The following is a 16,858-nucleotide window of genomic DNA, read 5'->3' on the forward strand; positions in this document are numbered from 1 at the left end:
AGAGCTCCCGGCGTCACGCGCCCCGAACCACCCCGACGCCCACCCGGAGCCGGTACGACGAAGCCGGTGGGCCACCCGTCGGCGACCCACCGGCTCCACGCGGTCCGGCCGACGCCGGCTAGCGCGTCCTCATCGAGCGGCGCCGCCAGACCAGCGCGAGGCCGCCGACGACGGCAAGGCCCAGGGCAACGGCCACGATGCCCCCGACGCTGGCACCGGTGCTGCCCAGCTCGCCGCCCCTCGTCGACGACGGCGACGCGGACGCCGGCGCGCTCGATCCCGGCTCGCTCGGCGTCGTCGTGCCCGTCGGGCCGGTGGGGTCCGACGGATCGGGCGACGGGCTGACGGACGGGCTCGTCGTGTCCGTCGGCGTCGGCTCCTCGGCCTGCGTGATGAGCGACCAGTTCGCCTCGTGGAAGGCGGCCTGGTCCAGCTCACCGGCCTGCGTCGCGTACTCGATGATGAGCTGGCGGATCTCGAGCTGCTCGTCCCAGATCGGCACCATGTCACCGACCGGGAACCCGCCGCCCCCGTTCGCGCGGTAGTTGTTGACGGCGAGCACGAGCCGGTCGTCGTCGGCGACCGGCGCGCCGTCCCAGGCGAGGTCGACGATCCGCTCGCCCACCGGCCTGGTGACGTCGATCCGGTAGCTGACCCCCGTGAGCGCGTCGTAGTTGTAGTCGGGGATGCCGCGCGTCTCGCCCGGGTACAGCGCGCCGGTGTGCGTCTCGGGGTCCCACGGGTCCTCCGGCGTCGCCTGCTTGAAGTAGCGCGCCGAGTACTCGAGATAGGCCTTGAGCTGCGCCCCCGTCATGAGCGACGCCTGGAGCGTGTTGTCGTAGATGTAGAGACCCGCGATGTCCTTGATCGTCAGGTCGCCGGCGGGGAAGACCGACGTGCGCGAGAACGGCGACGTCTGCGCGACCACGGGCAGCCCCGCGTACTCGGTCTCGCTCAGGCCGAGCGTGACCGCGTCGACCATGACCTGCCCGATGAGGTCGAGGATCGGGGTGTCCTCGTACCGCGAGGTCGCCGTCGTCATCTCCTCGAGGTTCGTCGCGACCGTCGTGTTGACGTAGTCGACGGTCCTCGTGTGCTGCTCGGCGAGCACGGGGTTCTCCGTGAGGAGCGCGGAGTCGGCGTAGTCCCGCGCGTACCGCGGCGTGACGAGCGCGGCGACGGCCTCGTCGCTCGCGGGCCAGTCGACGCGGTAGGCGCCGCCGGCCGTCCTCGTGAGCGGGAGCTGGACGTCGGAGACGGAGCGCGCCCAGAAGTACGGCTGGGTGAAGAGCACCGGGTCGCCGTCGGGCGCCGCGAACACCCGGGCCGGGACGTCGACGTGGGAGTGCCCGCCGATGACCAGGTCGATGTCGTTCACCAGCGACGCGACCGAGGCGGCGACGTTCTCCTCCAGGTCGGCCTCGCGCCACTCGTAGCCGTCGGCGTCGAGGCCCGAGTGGACGAGCGCGACGACGATCTCCGCGCCGTCGGCCTTCATCTCCGGGACGACCTCGCGCGCCGTGGCGACGAGGTCGCGGAACTCCAGGACGCCGTCGACGATCGCCTTGTCCCAGACCCGGACGCCGGGCGTCACGAGGCCGAGAACGCCGACCTTGACCGTGTGCCCGTCGATGACGCGCTCGATGATCTCGTACGGCTGGAACGCCGGGTCGCCCGTGGTGGCGTCGACGACGTTCGCGCCGAGGAGCGGTGCGTCGTAGGAGTCCTCGACGTCACCGAGCAGGTCGAGCCCGTAGTTGAACTCGTGGTTGCCGAGGTTGAGCGCGTCGTAGTCCAGCGCGTTGAACGCCTCGGCCATCGGGTTGGTCTCCCAGCCCGGGTCGCCCTCGTCGCGCTGGGCCAGGTAGGTCAGCGGCGTGCCCTGGATGGCGTCGCCGTTGTCGAGCAGCAGGACGGAGTCGGGCGCTCGCTCGCCGCGGACCTGCTCGACGATGCTCGCGGCGCGGCTCATCCCGAGCTGGTTGTTGCCCGTGTACGGGGCGTCGGCGAAGTAGTCCCAGTTGTAGACGTGCCCGTGGACGTCGGTGGTGGCCAGGACGGTGAGCGTGATCTCGTCGTCCGCCTGGGCCGGGGCGGCCAGCAGGGGGACGAGCGCCAGGGCTCCCACCACGGCGGTCGGGAGGAACGAGCTCCGTCGTCGATGCGTTCGTGTCACGGTCGCGCTTTCGTGTCGGGTGCCCCCCGCACAGGTGTGACTCGATGGTATCGAAGCGACCGGCCGGATTTCTTGCGTCCAGCCGTGGTCGAGCTCGGGCCGGGCGGACGGGGCCGACCCACCGGCTCGACCCGGCCGGGACCGGTCCGTCAGAGCCCGCCGCGCAGGGCGGCGACGGGTTCGAGCGAGGCCGCCTTGATCGCGGGGTAGGCGCCGGCGACGAGCCCGATGACGCCGCCGAGCGCGGCGGCGGCGAACGCGATCGGCATGTCGATGATCGGTGTCCACTGCTGCGCGGCGGAGACGATCACGACCGTGACGACGCCGAGGGCCGACCCGAGGAAGCCGCCGAGGAGCCCGACGACGACCGACTCCACGATGAACTGGAGCGCCACCTGACCGCGCGTCGCGCCGAGGGCGCGCCGCAGCCCGATCTCGCCGACCCGCTCCATGACCGACAGGAGCGTGACGTTCGCGATGCCGAGGCCGCCGACGATGAGGGCGACCGCACCGAGCGCGATGAAGATGTAGTTGATGCTCCCGCGCACGTTGCGCTGCAGCTCGCCCCCGGCGCGGGGTGCTTGCACCTTGACGTTGTCCGGGGTGTTCGGCGCGAGCGCGATCGGGACCTGCTCCGCGACGAGGTCGCCGGCGCCGACCGCGATCCGCATCTGCAGCTCGCTGGCGGCCTGGAGGTCGAAGTCGGCGCGGGCCGTGCCGAGCGGCAGGATCACCGAGTCGAGCAGGTCCCGGCGGCGGGCGGTCTCGTCGAGGATCCCGATGACCGTGTACGCCTTGTCGCCGATGAAGATGGCGGGCTGGGAGTCGACGCGGTTGACGCCGAGCCGCTGCGCCGCCCCGGCGCCGAGGACGACGACGCGGTTGGCCCGCTCGTCGTGGCCCGCGTCGAACATGCGGCCGGTCGAGAGCGTGGCGCGCACGGCCTCGAGCAGACCGGGCGAGGCCGCGACGACGGACGGGTTGGCGAGCTGCGCCGCGCTCGGGTCGACGACGGGAACGGCCGAGATCCGGGCGCCAGCCACGTCGACGTCGGCGAGCAGGGCCGCGGCCTCCACGCCGTTGAGCCGCTCCACGCGCTCGGGGGCGTTCCACGGCATCGTCATCTTGGCGCGCGAGTCGCCGCCCATCGTGTTCGTCGTCTCGGGCGAGGCGACGGCCTGGGTCGCCGCGACGGCGTCGAACTGCTTCGCGATCTGTCCGGCGCCGGTCTGGGCCATGCCGAGCGTGACGACGACGGCCGCGATGCCGAGCACCGTGCCGAGGATCGTCAGGACGAGCCGCCCGGGGCGCGAGCCGATGCCGTGGGACGCCTCGACGAGGAGGTCGCGCGCCGACAGCCCGCTCATCGCACGACCTCCAGCAGCCCGTCGGAGATCCTGACCTGACGCTCGGCCCTCGCCGCGACGTCCTCCTCGTGGGTGATGACCGCGAGCGTGAGCCCGTCGGCGTGCAGCTCGTCGAACAGGTCGAGCACCTCGCCGGACGTCACCGAGTCGAGGTTTCCCGTCGGCTCGTCGGCCAGGAGGAGCGTCGGCGTCGTCGACACGGCGCGCGCGACGGCGACGCGCTGCCGCTCGCCGCCGGAGAGGGTGGTCGGACGGAAGTCCATCCGGTGGGCGAGGCCGACGCGGTCGAGGGCGGCGACGGCTCGGTCGGCGCGCTCCTCGCGGGGCACGCCGGCGTAGGTCCCGGCGAGCATGACGTTCTCCAGCACGGTGCGGTGGGGCAGCAGGTGGAAGGCCTGGAAGACGAACCCGATCCGGCCGGCCCGCAGGGCGGTCCGGCGGCGCTCGTCGACGCTGTGGGTCGGCTCGCCGTCGAGGAAGTACTCCCCGGCGGTGGGCCGGTCGAGCAGCCCGAGCAGGTTGAGCAGCGTCGACTTGCCCGAGCCGGACGGGCCGACGATCGAGAGGTAGTCGCCCCGCTCCACGACCAGGTCGGTCGGCCGGAGCGCGAGCACGGGCGGCGAACCGGGGAACGACCTGGCCATCCCGCGCAGCTCGATGACGGGCTGCTCGGCCTCGATGACGTCGTCGTCCTCCTCGGGCTCGGCGACCATCTGCGCCAGGCCCGTGTCGCGCACGCCGTCGTCGCGGTGCCGACGGCGCAGCCGCAGGGGGCTACGCATCCTCGCTTGTCTCCTCGGCCGGCGTCTCCTCCGAGTCGCCGGAGCCGTTCGAGTCGCCGGAGCCCGACTCCTCCGACCGGTCCGAGCTCCCGGGGCTCGCGCCCGCCGACCCGTCGCTCTGACCGACGACGACGAGGTCGCCGACGTCGAGCGGTGACTGCGCGGAGACGATCTCGGTGTACCCGTTGGCGGACAGGCCGATCGTCACCACGACCAGCTCGGGCTGCTCCGCGCCCGGACGCATGACCTCGACCCGCACCTCGCCGCCGGCGCCGGCCGTGAGCGCGGCGTCGGGAACCGCGAGCACCTCGCCGTCGGTCGAGGAGACCGGGATGGTGACGCGGACGTTGGTGCCGACGAGCGCGCTGCGCTGCTCCTCGGTGAGCTCGTCGGGGGTGAGGACGAGGTACGTCCGTCCCGCCTTGCTCCCGTCGCCGCTGCCGCCGTCCCCGCCGCTCTGGTTCGGGTTCTGCTTCGTGATCTCCTGGATCGTCGCGTTGAGCGTGAGGTCGCCCGAGCTGAGCTGGGCGGTGTGGCCGACCTCGAGCAGCGCGGCGTCGGCGTCGGCGACGTTGGCCACGATCTGCAGCGTCGCGCCGGAGATCGTCATGACCGCGCCGTTGACCGTGCTGCCGCGCTCGACCTCGACCGAGTCGACCCGGCGGGGGAGGTTCGCCAGGTACACGATCTCGCTCGCCGGCAGCGGCGTCAGCACGTCCCGCTGGGCCTGGCTGAGTGCCTCGCGGGCGTCGTCGAGCGAGCGACGGGCCGCGTCGCGCGCCGACACCTCACCGGACGTGTCGGCCCCGGCGAGGGCCTCGCTGCGCTGCGCCTTGGCGAGCCGCAGCGCGTCCTCGGCGTCCGCGACGGACATCCCGCACGGTTCCCTCTGACCCGTCTCCGGGTCCGCCGGGGCGTTGGCGCAGGCCCAGGCGTCGTCGAGGGCGCGCTGGGCGGCGTTGACCTGGTTGTCGGCGGCGATCCGGTCGGAGTCCTTGGGGCCGCGGGAGGCCTGGTCCAGCGTGGCCTGCGCCATCGCGAGCGACTCCTCGGCCGAGCGGACGCCGTCCTCCGCGGCGCGCAGGGCCTCGCGCGCCCCCTCCGCTGGTTCGGGTGCCGGGTAGCCGGCGCGGGCGTAGAGCGCCGCGACGGCGCCCGCCGTCTGCGCGTCGTACGTCCCGGAGGTGCCCGGGTCGAGCCCCAGCTCGATGAGGGAGGACTGGAGCTGGGCGACGTCCGGTCCGGACGCGCCGGCGCGCAGCGTCCGGTAGACCGGCAGGTCGCCCGGCAGCGCGATGACGGGGCGTCCGGCGACCTCGAGGAGGACGGAGGCAGGCTGGACCTCGGTGCCGACCTCGGGAACCGCGCCCGTCACGACGGCCGGGCCGCCGATGTCGCCGGTCTCCAGCGTGACGGCGACCGCGTCGTCGTACACCGCGTCGCCGCGGGCGAGCACGTCGGCGGAGATGATCCGCGACTCGACCTCGACGGTGATCGGTCCGGCCTCGGGCGGCTTGCTCTCGGCCGCGATCTGAGCCGGCGACTTGACGAAGCGCCCGATGACGAGGCCGATGCCGAGCGCCACGACCGCGACGGCCGCGAGGACCCACACGGTCTTGTTCACGCCGGTCCTGGCGTGCGCCTTGGCCAGCTCGAGATCGGTCCCGGCGGTGGTGGTCGCCGCCGGGTCGGCGACGGCGGAGCCGACGGGGTCGGTCGAGCCGGCGTCGTCCGACCCGCCGGGGCCCTCGAGGTCTCCGGCGGGGGGCTGCGACGTCACTTCTGGAGCTCCTGGGCCGCGGCGGAGAGCTCCTCGAGAGCGTCCTTGTTGGCGTCGACGAACTCCTGCTCGATCTTGAACTGGATGCTCAGCTGCTCCTGCTGGTAGTTCAGCTCGTCCTGGCAGGTGAAGTCGGCGACCGCGGTCTGGAGCTCCTGCTCCTTGATCGGGGCGAGCTCCTCGTCGCTCGGGCCCATGTACTCCGGGTCGTCCTCGTGCCCCTCCCAGAGGCCGTTCTGGAGGTCGTAGATCGACTGCTGCGCCTCGTTCGGGTTCGCGAAGGTGTAGCCGGCGTCGGCCATGCAGGAGGACCACTTGCCGGTGAGGTCGGCCATCCGCGGGTCGGACTCAGCCTTGGTGTACAGCTCGCCCATCTGCGCGAACAGCTCGGCGAAGCGCGGGTCCTCGTAGAGGGAGTTCATCGCGGTCCACGGGTCGTCGGCCTCGAGCTCGTGCTGCGCCCAGCCGTAGCAGCCGCTGTCCTCCCAGTTCCACTCGTACTCCTCCATGTCGGCGTCCTCGTCCCACTCCTGGGGGGCGCCCCAGAGGGCCTCCTGCCACGCGGTGAGCTCGCTCTCGGACATGGAGTCGATGATGTCCTGGTTCGGGTCGACCCACTCCTCGGGCTCCTGCAGCTCCATCTCCTCCTGGCCGGGCCAGCTGAAGGCGCCGTAGCCGTACTGCTGCGCGAACTCGAGGGTGCCCCACTGCGGGCCGTCCTCGTTGGACGAGCCGACGTAGGTGGTGCGCGAGCTCTGCGGGTTGTACTCGAAGCCCTGGTCCGCCATGCACTGGGCGACGAGGTCCTCCGTCTTGCGGTCACGCTCGTCGTAGAACGCCTGCTGCTCCTCCTGGGACATGTCGCCCATGACGTTGAACGCCTCGAAGTAGCTGTTGATCGGCGAGTCCTCGTACGTCAGGTCACCCCCGGAGCCGCCCCCGTCGCCGTTGCTGCAGGCCGCGAGGGCCGCGACGAGGACGAGGACGGCGCCGGTGGCTGCTGACCTGCGCGGGGTCAGGGACCGCGGGGTGGTGGACATCGTCGTCGTCTCCTTCACGTTTCACTTACCCGGTAACTATCGGGCTGGTAGGACCGTACCCGATCGCGGGCTCTCGTACAGGTAGTGTCCGCTCGAGCGTGTTTCGTGCACATCGTTCGTGAGGATGATCGGGACACGTCGGGGGTCATCCCGCGGGCGGTGTGTCCCGCGCCGCGGCTCGTCCGGCGCGCCGACGCCGCGGCCAGGCGGCCGGGGACGCCGGAGTGGTCTCGGTGGCGCGCGTCGGTCGCGGCCGGGACGTCGCGAGCCGGCCGCCTCCGCCCGCGTCGAACGGTGGGGCCGACGCGCGGGACGCCGGACCGCGAGGCGTCAGGCCGCGGGGCCGGCGGCGCGCGAGGTGAGGAACGCGGGCTCGCGCAGGCCGGCGGCGACGAAGGCCCCGACGACGGCGGTGGCGACGGCCGCCGACGTGCCAGCCGGGACGAGCGCGATGGCCGAGCCGCCGAACCCGCCGCCCGTCATCCGGGCCCCGATCGCGCCCGCCGTGCGCGCCGCCTCGACGGCGAGGTCGAGCTCGCGAACGGTGACCTCGTAGTCGTCGCGGAGCGAGGCGTGCGAGGCGTCCATGAGCAGGCCGAACGTTCCCCAGTCGCCCGCCTGCATCGCGGCGAACGCCGCCCGGGTCCGGTCGATCTCCGTCAGGACGTGCCGCACGCGCCGTCGCGTCGTGTCGTCGACCAGCCGGCCGAGGGCGGCCGCGAGCGAGGTCTCGAGGTCGGTGCCGGCGTCCAGCCACTCCCGCAGGGTGGCAACGCCGAGCACCTCGGCGGCCGCGTCGCACGTCGCGCGCCGCGAGGCGTACTGGCCGTCGTTGAGCTCGTGGGGCGCGCGCGTGTCGATGACGAGGAGCTCGTACCCGGCCGGGTCGAACGGCTCGTGGTGGACGCTGCCGTCGAGGCAGTCCAGCGCGAGGGCGTAGCCGTCCCGTGCGCGGAGCGACGCCGCCTGGTCCATCCCGCCGGTGGCCGCCCCGGCGATCTCGTTCTCGGCCCGGACGCAGGCCGCGACGAGCGTCGAGCGGCCGGCGTCGTCCGCGCCGAGGCCGAGGCCGGCGATGTCGTCGATGGCGATCGCGAACGCTGCCTCGAGCGAGGCGGAGGAGGACAGGCCGGCGCCGAACGGGACGCAGGAGTCGACCGCGCCCTCGAAGCCGGTGACGTCGTGACCGGCCTCGCGCAGCGCCCAGGCGACCCCGGCGACGTAGGCGCCCCAGCCGGTGACGGCCCCGGGCGAGACGTCGGCAAGATCGATCTCCCAGACCTCGCCGTCGCCCTGGGCGGAGACGAGCCGGACGAGGGTGTCCGTGCGCCGGGACAGCGCGGCGTAGCAGCGGTGCTCGAGCGCGATCGGCAGGCAGAGCCCGCCGTTGTAGTCGGTGTGCTCCCCGATGAGGTTGACCCGGCCGGGGGCCGACCACACGCCGGTCGCGGGCGCACCGAAGGTCGCCTCGAAGAGTGTGCGGACCCGCTCGGCGCCCTCGTGGGCCGACCAGGCGGGAAGGAGGGTGAACACGGGGGAGCCCGGCGTCGTCGTCACGAGGTCGATTCTGCCATCGAGGCGGGCTCGGCTCAGGCGGGATCGACGAGGCGGCCGCCGCGCGACAGCTCCGGGTCCGTGCACGAGGAGAGGTCGAAGCAGCACGGCCGGCGCTTGCCGGAGCGCAGCTTGTCGATGCTGACCTCGACCCGTCGTTCGCGCGTCGCCGGGCTTCGCGTGGCGCTGACCCACCGGACCCACTCCCAGCGGGCCATCGGCGTGATGTCGCTCCAGGTCCCGGCCAGGTCAGGGGCGTCGTCGAGGGCGGAGCGCAGGTCGTCCGGGACGTCCGGCTCCGGCCACTGGCGGACGGGCGCGATCGCCAGCTCGACGCGGTCGCCGGCCGTCAGCGTGAGCTCGCGCACGAGGTTCGCGTCCAGGCCGAGCCAGTGGCCGCGCCGGCCGTCGGGCTCCAGCACGGTCCTGATGGCTCGCCCGTCCACGCGCACCTGCGCCGCGACCTGTCCGCGCGACGGCAGTGCGGAGCTCGCGTCGGCGGGCAGGCGCACGATCGCGCGGTCGCCGATGACCTCGACGCGTCCGTCGGCCGTGATCGTCGCGTCCGTCGCCGGTGCGTCGTCCGTGCTCCTCATCTGCTCCCGCTCCACTCCAGCCTCCGTCGTCCCCGTCGATCGCGGCCGTCGGTCCGTTCGCCGGCCCCCGGCGCTCTCGGCGCGTCGTCCCCAGGGTAGGCCTTGCGCGCTACGTGCAAGATTGCTAGCATCCTTGCATGATCCAGCCCGCGGGCGCCGCCAAGGCGCAGATGAACGTCTACCTGCCGCGCGATCTCATCACGCGCGTCAAGCACCACGCCATCGACGTGGACCTCAGCCTGTCCGCGCTCGTCGAGCGCGCGCTGACCGAGTACCTCACCCGACAGGAGAGCGACCGATGACCGACCTGACCCTCGCAGCGATCCGCTTCACCGACGACCTCCCGGCGATGCAGCACTACCTCGAGGCGATGGGGCTCGCGCCCGTCGTGAGCTGGGGGCCGGGCATGGTCGTCCTGGCCTCGGGGGCCGGCCAGGTGTGGCTGCACAGCGCGGCCGGCAGCACCCAGGGGGCGCCCGTCGGCTGCACCCAGCTCACCGGTCTCGTCGGTGACCCGGACGCCCTGCGCGACCAGCTCGCCGAGGCCGGCTTCGAGGCCACCATCGTCGACGAGGCCTACGGGCGGACGGTCGAGGTGGTCGACCCGCTCGGTGAGGTCGTGACGTTCAACGACGACGGCGACCGGTACGGCTCGCGGCCCGTGCCCGGGACGCCGGACCCCGAGACCGGCCTCGCCCTGTGCCGCTTCACGGACCCGGCCGGACCGTACGGGGCCTTCGCGGCCGCGCTCGGACTCGCCCGGCTGGGCGAGGAGAACCCCTGGTACGTCCCGTACTCCGCCGGCCGCGGCACCCTCGGCCTGCACACGACCGACGGCGCCCCCGAGCTGCCCGGCGCCGAGCTCGGCGGTGCGGTCACGCTCGGCCTCGTGACGACGCGGCCGCTCGCCGAGATCCAGGACCGGCTGCGGGACGCGGGGCTCGACGCCGGTCACGTCGTCGACGACGAGGTCGGGTCGCACCTCGTGACGGTCGACGCCGACGGGCAGCGCGTCCTCGTCCACGCCGTCTGACCCCCGTCCGTCCTCCACCCGATCGCCCCGGATCGCGCCTCATCGTCGCCCGTTGCCGAGCGGGCGCTCCCTTCTTTGGGCCTGCCCGCGGCACCTGGAAGGATGAGCGGATGACCTCATCTCGTCCCCGTGTGTTCTCAGGGATGCAGCCCACCGCGGACTCGCTCCACCTCGGCAACTACCTCGGCGCGCTGCGGCAGTGGGTCCAGCTCCAGGACACGCACGACGCGATCTACTCGGTCGTCGACCTCCACGCCCTCACGGTCTCGCCCGACCCGGCCGCGCTGCGGGCCCGCACCCGCGTGACGGCGGCGCAGTACCTGGCCGCGGGCGTCGACCCCGAGCGCTCGATCCTGTTCGTCCAGTCGCACGTGCCCGAGCACGCCGAGCTGACCTGGGTCCTCGGCTGCCTCACGGGCTTCGGCGAGGCCTCGCGGATGACGCAGTTCAAGGACAAGTCGGCGAAGCAGGGCACGGACGGCACGACGGTCGGGCTGTTCACCTACCCGGTGCTCATGGCGGCCGACATCCTGCTCTACGACGCCGACCTCGTGCCCGTGGGGGAGGACCAGCGTCAGCACCTCGAGCTCTCCCGCAACCTGGCGCAGCGGCTCAACTCCCGGTACGCGCCGGAGGGGACGGAGCTCGTCACGGTGCCCGAGCCGTACATCGTCAAGGCCACCGCCAAGATCTACGACCTGGCCGAGCCGACCGCGAAGATGAGCAAGTCCGGCAACCCGTCCGGCCTCATCGAGCTGCTGGACCCGCCGAAGGTCGTGGCGAAGCGGATCAAGTCCGCCGTGACGGACGCCGACACGGTGATCGCGTTCGACCCCGTGGCCAAGCCGGGCGTCTCCAACCTCCTGTCGATCCACTCGGCCCTGTCCGGGGTGCCGATCGACGAGCTGGTCGCCGAGTTCGACGGCAAGATGTACGGCCACCTCAAGGTGGCCGTCGTCGACGTCGTCGAGGCCGCGCTCGGCCCGATCCGCGAGCGGGTCGGGGAGCTGCTCGCGCGGCCGGACGAGCTCGACGAGATCCTCGCCGTCGGGGCGCAGAAGGCGCGGGCGATCGCCCGCGAGACCCTCGCGAGGGTCTACGACGCCGTCGGCCTGGTGCCGGCGCGATGAGCTCCGAGACGCTCTCGTTCCTCTCCCCGTTCGCGGGAGGGACGAGCGTCGGTGTGGCCATCGAGGTCCCCGAGCCGCACGCGAACGCGCTGCGCGAGCTGCGCGAGTGGGTCGAGGGCGCGCCGCCCGTCGAGATCATCGGCCCGCACATCACGCTCGTCCCGCCGACGCTGCTGCCGAGCTACGACCTCACCGACGTGGAGGCCCAGCTCGCCCGGGCCGCCCGGGCGGTCGCGCCGTTCCCGGTGGTCCTCGCCGGCTCGGGGACCTTCCGCCCGACGACGCAGGTGGTCTACGCGGCGCTCGCGGAGGGCGGCCAGCAGTGCGAGGCGCTCCAGGCCGAGGCCCGCCGGGGCCCGCTGGAGCAGGAGCTCCGGTTCGCCTACCACCCGCACGTCACCGTGGCGCAGGACGTCACGGACGAGCGGCTCGACGCGGCCGAGGACGCCCTGTCCCGGTTCCACGCGGCGTTCGAGGTGACGGAGTTCGTGCTGTACGAGCTGGGTCCCGACGGGATCTGGCACACGATTCGACGATTCGAGCTGACCGGTCGGCGCGGCCGGTCGACGTAGACGTCGAGGTGAGGGTGAGGTCATCGGCATGAAGGCATGGGTCGCTACCGTCGTCGAACGGGTCCAGGCGGTCGTGGCGTGGTTCAACAGGACGCGCGTCGGCCGGATGAACGCGCGCTACGGCGCCGTCAACGGCGCCCTGCTGGCCGGGGGGATCGCCTACGCCGGGCTGTTCTCGACGTTCGCCGTGCTCACGCTCGCGTTCACCGTCTTCATGCGGCTGCTCGGGGACAACGTCGAGCTGCGCGACGCCGTCGTCGACGCCATCGACCGCGCCCTGCCGGGCATCATCGAGAACGGCGGCAACGACGGGCTGCTCACGCCCGACCAGCTCATCCTCGACAGCGGCCTGACGGTGACGAGCGTCGTCGCGGTGGTGACGCTGCTCCTGTCCGGGCTCGCCGTCATGGGGTCGCTCGGGATGGCGGTGCGGGCGATGTTCGGCGTCGTCGCGCCGGCCGGGAACGCCGTCGTCGCCAAGCTGCGCGACCTGTCGGGCTTCGTCGTGCTGGCGCTCGCCGTCCTCGTCACGGCCGCGCTCACCGTCGCCGCGGGGACGGCGGGGGCCTGGGTGACGGCGCAGCTCGGGCTCGAGGCCGGGGTCGGCGCGCTGCTCGTGCGAGGGCTCGGCCTGCTCGGCGCGTTCGTCGTCGACACGCTCGTGTTCGCGGCGATCATGCGGCTGCTCGCCGGTGCCCGGCCGCCGACGCGGGACCTGTGGGCCGGGGCGATGATGGGTGCCGCGATCGGCGGCCTCGTGCGGCTGCTCGGGACGAGCGTGGTCGGCGGGGCGAGGGGGAACCCGCTCCTGGCGTCGTTCGCCGCGCTGGTGACGCTGCTGCTGTGGATCAACCTCGTGGCCCGGATCACGCTCTACGTCGCCGCGTGGACGGCCAACCCGCCGGCGCCGGAGCACTCGAGCGTGCGTCCCGAAGAGCTCCACGCGCGGCAGCGCCCGAACTACGTGACGGTCTCCGTCCCGGCGACGCTCACCTGGGACCACGACCCGCGCACCGGTGCCGTGCTGCCGAGCGAGGCGACCCGGGTCGAGCGCGAGGACACGGAGCGCGAGCGGACGCTCCAGCGTCGCGAGCTGCAGGCGGCACTGGATGCCGCGCTCGAGCGGCCGGACTCGTGGTGGTCGCGGCGGCGCGCCCTGCGGGCGGCGCGCCGGGCCGCCCGCGACGTGCGCGCGGACCGCGCGGAGGACCAGCGGCCCGACTGACGCGGCGCCGTGGTGGTCCCGGCGGGCGCCACGGCCACCGGCGGTGCCGGGGAGACCAGCCCCCCGACTTCCCCGGTCAGTACGTGCGCGTCACGATGGCGCGCTTGACCTCGGCGATCGCCTTGGTGACCTCGATGCCGCGCGGGCAGGCGTCGGTGCAGTTGAAGGTCGTGCGGCAGCGCCACACGCCCTCCTTGTCGTTGAGGATGCTGAGCCGCTGCGTCCCGCCCTCGTCGCGGCTGTCGAAGATGAACCTGTGCGCGTTGACGATCGCCGCCGGCCCGAAGTACTGCCCGTCGGCCCAGAACACCGGGCACGACGTCGTGCAGCACGCGCAGAGGATGCACTTCGTCGTGTCGTCGAACCGCTCGCGCTGCTCGGCGGACTGCAGGCGCTCGCGCGTGGGGGCGTTGCCCGTCGTGATGAGGAACGGCATCACCTCGCGGTAGGAGGCGAAGAACGGCTCCATGTCGACGATGAGGTCCTTCTTCACGGGCAGGCCCTTGATCGGCTCGACCGTGATCGGCTTCGACAGGTCGAGGTCCTTGAGCAGCGTCTTGCAGGCCAGCCGGTTGCGGCCGTTGATCCGCATGGCGTCCGACCCGCAGATGCCGTGCGCGCAGGAGCGGCGGAACGTGAGCGACCCGTCGAGGTCCCACTTGATCTTGTGGAGCGCGTCGAGCACGCGGTCCGTCCCGTGCATCGTGAGCGTGAAGTCCTGCGAGTACGGGGTGGGGCTCGGCGTGTCCGGGTCGAACCGCTCGATCCGCAGGGTGACCGTGAAGGACGGGATCTCGCCGATCGCGTCCCCGGCAGCCGAGCGCTCGGTCACAGTCGCCGTCATCAGTACTTCCTCTCCATCGGCTGGTAGCGCGTCACGGTGACCGGCTTGTAGTCCAGCACCACGCGCGAGTCGAAGCTGACCTCGCCGTCGCCGTGCACGTCGAGGTAGGCCATCGTGTGCTTCATGAAGCCGGCGTCGTCGCGGTCGGGGAAGTCCTCGCGGAAGTGCCCGCCGCGCGACTCCTCGCGGGCCAGCGCGCCGACCACGACGGCCTCGGCGATGTCGAGCAGGAAGCCCAGCTCGAACGCCTCGACCAGCTCGGTGTTGTAGGAGCTGCCCTTGTCCGACACCCCGACGTTGCGGGCGCGGGCGCGCAGCGCCTCAACGTCCGCGAGGCAGCGCGTGAGCGACTCCTTCGTCCGGAACACCTGGGCGTTGGCGTCCATCGTCGCCTGGAGCTCGCGCCGGATCGCGGCGACGTTGTCGTCCCCGCTGCCCGCGCGCAGCGCGGCGAGCTGCTCCTCGACGAACGCGACCGGGTCGCCGTCGGGCAGCTCGGGCAGGTCGCTGGAGACCGCGTGCTCGGCCGCCGCGATCCCCGCGCGCTTGCCGAAGACGTTGATGTCGAGCAGCGAGTTCGTCCCGAGCCGGTTGGACCCGTGGACGGACACGCACGCGCACTCGCCGGCCGCGAACAGCCCCGGCACCATCTCGGTGTTGGAGCGCAGCACGTTCGTCGTGACGTTCGTCGGGATGCCCCCCATCGCGTAGTGCGCGGTCGGGTACACGGGCACCGGCTCGGTGTACGGCTCGACGCCGAGGTAGGTCCGCGCGAACTCCGTGATGTCCGGGAGCTTGGCGTCGATGTGCGCCGGCTCGAGGTGCGTGAGGTCGAGCAGCACGTAGTCCTTGTGCGGGCCGGCGCCGCGGCCCTCGCGGACCTCGTTCGCCATGGAGCGGGCGACGATGTCGCGCGGCGCCAGGTCCTTGATGGTCGGCGCGTAGCGCTCCATGAACCGCTCGCCGGAGGCGTTGCGGAGGATCGCGCCCTCACCGCGCGCGGCCTCGGACAGCAGGATGCCGAGGCCAGCAAGGCCGGTCGGGTGGAACTGGAAGAACTCCATGTCCTCCAGCGGCAGCCCGCGCCGGTAGGCGACGGCCATGCCGTCACCCGTGAGCGTGTGCGCGTTCGAGGTCGTCTTGTAGATCTTGCCGGCGCCGCCGGTCGCGAACACCACCGACTTGGCGCGGATGACGTGCAGCTCGCCCGTCGCCAGCTCGTAGGCGACGACGCCGGCCGCCCGCACGTCGTCGTCCGTGCGCGGGTCGCCGGTGAGCAGCAGGTCGAGGACGTAGAACTCGTTGAAGAACTCCACGTCCTGCTTGACGCACTGCTGGTAGAGCGTCTGCAGGATCATGTGACCGGTGCGGTCGGCCGCGTAGCAGGCGCGGCGCACCGGGGCCTCGCCGTGGTTGCGGGTGTGGCCGCCGAACCGGCGCTGGTCGATCCGGCCCTCGGGCGTGCGGTTGAACGGCAGGCCCATCTTCTCCAGGTCCAGCACCGCGTCGATGGCCTCCTTGGCCATGATCTCGGCCGCGTCCTGGTCGACGAGGTAGTCACCGCCCTTGACCGTGTCGAAGGTGTGCCACTCCCAGTTGTCGTCCTCGACGTTGGCGAGCGCCGCGCACATCCCGCCCTGGGCGGCTCCGGTGTGCGAGCGGGTCGGGTAGAGCTTGGTGACGACGGCGGTGCGCGCGCGCGAGGAGGCCTCGAGCGCCGCGCGCATGCCTGCGCCGCCGGCTCCGACGATGACGACGTCGTAGGTGTGCGTCTGCACGGGGTTGTCCTTCTTCCGCTTGCGACGGGTGGTGGTGCGACTGGCCGGGGTCTCGGGGGTCGGCGTTCGGCCTCAGGCGAAGCAGATCGACGGCAGCAGGTCCGCCGGTGAGCCCGGCGGGCACGGGTCGAACGTGAAGATGACGAGCGTCCCGAGCACGACCGTCACGACGAACGCGAGGTAGAGCAGCGCCTTGAGCGTGATCCGGGTGCCGGTCCGCTCGGCGTAGTCGTTGATGATCGTGCGAACGCCGTTCGTGCCGTGGATCATCGCGAGCCAGAGCATGAGCAGGTCCCAGACCTGCCAGAACGGCGAGCTCCACTTGCCGCCGACGAAGGCGAAGTCGATCGCGTGGACGCCGTCGCCGATGAGCAGGTTGACGATGAGGTGGCCGAACACGAGCACGATGAGGACGACGCCGGAGATGCGCATGAACAGCCATCCCCACAGCTCGAGGTTGACGTCCCCGCGCAGGCCGGCCGTGCGGCGCGTCCGCGGCGGCGCGATGTCGGGTGCGGAGCCGGACATGTCAGTGGCCTCCGAAGACGTTCATGAGGTGGCGCGGCGCGAAGCCGAGGAACAGGACGACCGCGACACCGATGACGATCCAGAACATGACCCGCTGGTAGCGCGGTCCCTTCGCGAGGAAGTCGACGAGGATGATCCGCACGCCGTTGAAGGCGTGGAACAGGATCGCCGCGACGAGGCCGAGCTCGCCGATGCCCATGATCGGCGTCTTGTACGTGCCGATGACCTCGTTGTAGACCTCGGGCGAGACCCGCACGAGGGCGGTGTCGAGCACGTGCACCAGGAGGAAGAGGAACAGGAGCATCCCGGTGACGCGCTGCAGCACCCAGGACCACATGCCCTCGCCCCCGCGGTACAGGGTCGCGAACTTCTTCTCTTTCGTCTGCGCCCTCGGTGTCGGGGGTGGGAGTGTGGGAGCGCTGGCCACGGTGCTGAGCCTCCAAGAGCTGATCG

Annotated in this window: 16 protein-coding genes; 5 read left to right on the forward strand and 11 right to left on the reverse strand. The window is 72.5% G+C overall.

The window, feature by feature from the left end:
• Positions 1-118: 118 nt before the first annotated feature.
• The 7 genes from EDD28_RS10210 to EDD28_RS10240 form a co-directional block, all read right to left on the reverse strand.
• Entirely contained in the window at positions 119-2,176 is a 2,058-nt protein-coding gene (locus EDD28_RS10210) for a bifunctional metallophosphatase/5'-nucleotidase (protein ID WP_211339163.1), read from the reverse strand.
• Between the two features lie 149 nt (positions 2,177-2,325).
• Positions 2,326-3,543, reverse strand: coding sequence for an ABC transporter permease (locus tag EDD28_RS10215; protein ID WP_123739510.1), 1,218 nt, complete (start codon positions 3,541-3,543; stop codon positions 2,326-2,328).
• A complete protein-coding gene (locus EDD28_RS10220; protein ID WP_211339220.1) occupies positions 3,540-4,256 on the reverse strand; it encodes an ABC transporter ATP-binding protein in 717 nt (238 codons plus the stop codon). Before EDD28_RS10220 ends, EDD28_RS10215 begins: the two co-directional genes overlap by 4 nt.
• A 61-nt stretch (positions 4,257-4,317) precedes the next feature.
• On the reverse strand, positions 4,318-6,105 hold the full coding sequence (locus tag EDD28_RS10225) for a hypothetical protein (RefSeq protein ID WP_211339164.1): 1,788 nt from the start codon (positions 6,103-6,105) through the stop codon (positions 4,318-4,320).
• Positions 6,102-7,145 (reverse strand): hypothetical protein, encoded by a 1,044-nt coding sequence (locus tag EDD28_RS10230; RefSeq protein WP_148059591.1) that lies wholly within the window; start codon positions 7,143-7,145, stop codon positions 6,102-6,104. Before EDD28_RS10230 ends, EDD28_RS10225 begins: the two co-directional genes overlap by 4 nt.
• Positions 7,146-7,475: 330 nt before the next feature.
• Complete coding sequence (galK, locus tag EDD28_RS10235; RefSeq protein WP_245967992.1) at positions 7,476-8,702, reverse strand: galactokinase; 1,227 nt, start codon at positions 8,700-8,702, stop codon at positions 7,476-7,478.
• Positions 8,703-8,734: 32 nt separating this feature from the next.
• Positions 8,735-9,295, reverse strand: coding sequence for a YdeI/OmpD-associated family protein (locus tag EDD28_RS10240; protein WP_123740049.1), 561 nt, complete (start codon positions 9,293-9,295; stop codon positions 8,735-8,737).
• Positions 9,296-9,432: 137 nt separating this feature from the next.
• Here EDD28_RS10240 and EDD28_RS10245 point away from each other — a divergent pair, with 137 nt between their 5' ends.
• The 5 genes from EDD28_RS10245 to EDD28_RS10265 all read left to right on the forward strand — a co-directional run bounded on the left by EDD28_RS10245 (position 9,433) and on the right by EDD28_RS10265 (position 13,255).
• A complete protein-coding gene (locus EDD28_RS10245; protein ID WP_123739513.1) occupies positions 9,433-9,597 on the forward strand; it encodes a ribbon-helix-helix protein, CopG family in 165 nt (54 codons plus the stop codon).
• Positions 9,594-10,328 (forward strand): hypothetical protein, encoded by a 735-nt coding sequence (locus tag EDD28_RS10250; RefSeq protein ID WP_123739514.1) that lies wholly within the window; start codon positions 9,594-9,596, stop codon positions 10,326-10,328. Before EDD28_RS10245 ends, EDD28_RS10250 begins: the two co-directional genes overlap by 4 nt.
• A 110-nt stretch (positions 10,329-10,438) precedes the next feature.
• The gene (gene trpS, locus EDD28_RS10255) at positions 10,439-11,458 is read left to right on the forward strand and encodes a tryptophan--tRNA ligase (protein WP_123739515.1); all 1,020 of its coding nucleotides are present in this window, start codon (positions 10,439-10,441) and stop codon (positions 11,456-11,458) included.
• Entirely contained in the window at positions 11,455-12,030 is a 576-nt protein-coding gene (locus EDD28_RS10260; protein WP_123739516.1) for a 2'-5' RNA ligase family protein, read from the forward strand. Before trpS ends, EDD28_RS10260 begins: the two co-directional genes overlap by 4 nt.
• A 28-nt stretch (positions 12,031-12,058) precedes the next feature.
• A complete protein-coding gene (locus EDD28_RS10265) occupies positions 12,059-13,255 on the forward strand; it encodes a YihY/virulence factor BrkB family protein (RefSeq protein WP_123739517.1) in 1,197 nt (398 codons plus the stop codon).
• Between the two features lie 76 nt (positions 13,256-13,331).
• Here EDD28_RS10265 and EDD28_RS10270 read toward each other — a convergent pair whose 3' ends face one another.
• From EDD28_RS10270 to sdhC, 4 genes are all read right to left on the reverse strand, one after another.
• Complete coding sequence (locus EDD28_RS10270; RefSeq protein ID WP_123739518.1) at positions 13,332-14,099, reverse strand: succinate dehydrogenase iron-sulfur subunit; 768 nt, start codon at positions 14,097-14,099, stop codon at positions 13,332-13,334.
• The gene (sdhA, locus tag EDD28_RS10275; protein ID WP_123739519.1) at positions 14,099-15,877 is read right to left on the reverse strand and encodes a succinate dehydrogenase flavoprotein subunit; all 1,779 of its coding nucleotides are present in this window, start codon (positions 15,875-15,877) and stop codon (positions 14,099-14,101) included. The genes EDD28_RS10270 and sdhA overlap by 1 nt, the downstream gene beginning before the upstream one ends.
• A gap of 72 nt (positions 15,878-15,949) precedes the next feature.
• Positions 15,950-16,405 carry a succinate dehydrogenase hydrophobic membrane anchor subunit gene (locus EDD28_RS10280; RefSeq protein WP_123739520.1) on the reverse strand — a complete coding sequence of 152 codons (456 nt, stop codon included), beginning with the start codon at positions 16,403-16,405 and terminating at the stop codon, positions 15,950-15,952.
• Position 16,406: 1 nt separating this feature from the next.
• Positions 16,407-16,832, reverse strand: a complete 426-nt coding sequence (gene sdhC, locus EDD28_RS10285; RefSeq protein WP_123739521.1) for a succinate dehydrogenase, cytochrome b556 subunit — start codon at positions 16,830-16,832, stop codon at positions 16,407-16,409.
• Between the last annotated feature and the right edge of the window lie 26 nt (positions 16,833-16,858).

Origin of the sequence: Salana multivorans (assembly GCF_003751805.1) — a bacterium.
Taxonomy (GTDB): Bacteria; Actinomycetota; Actinomycetes; order Actinomycetales; family Beutenbergiaceae; genus Salana; species Salana multivorans.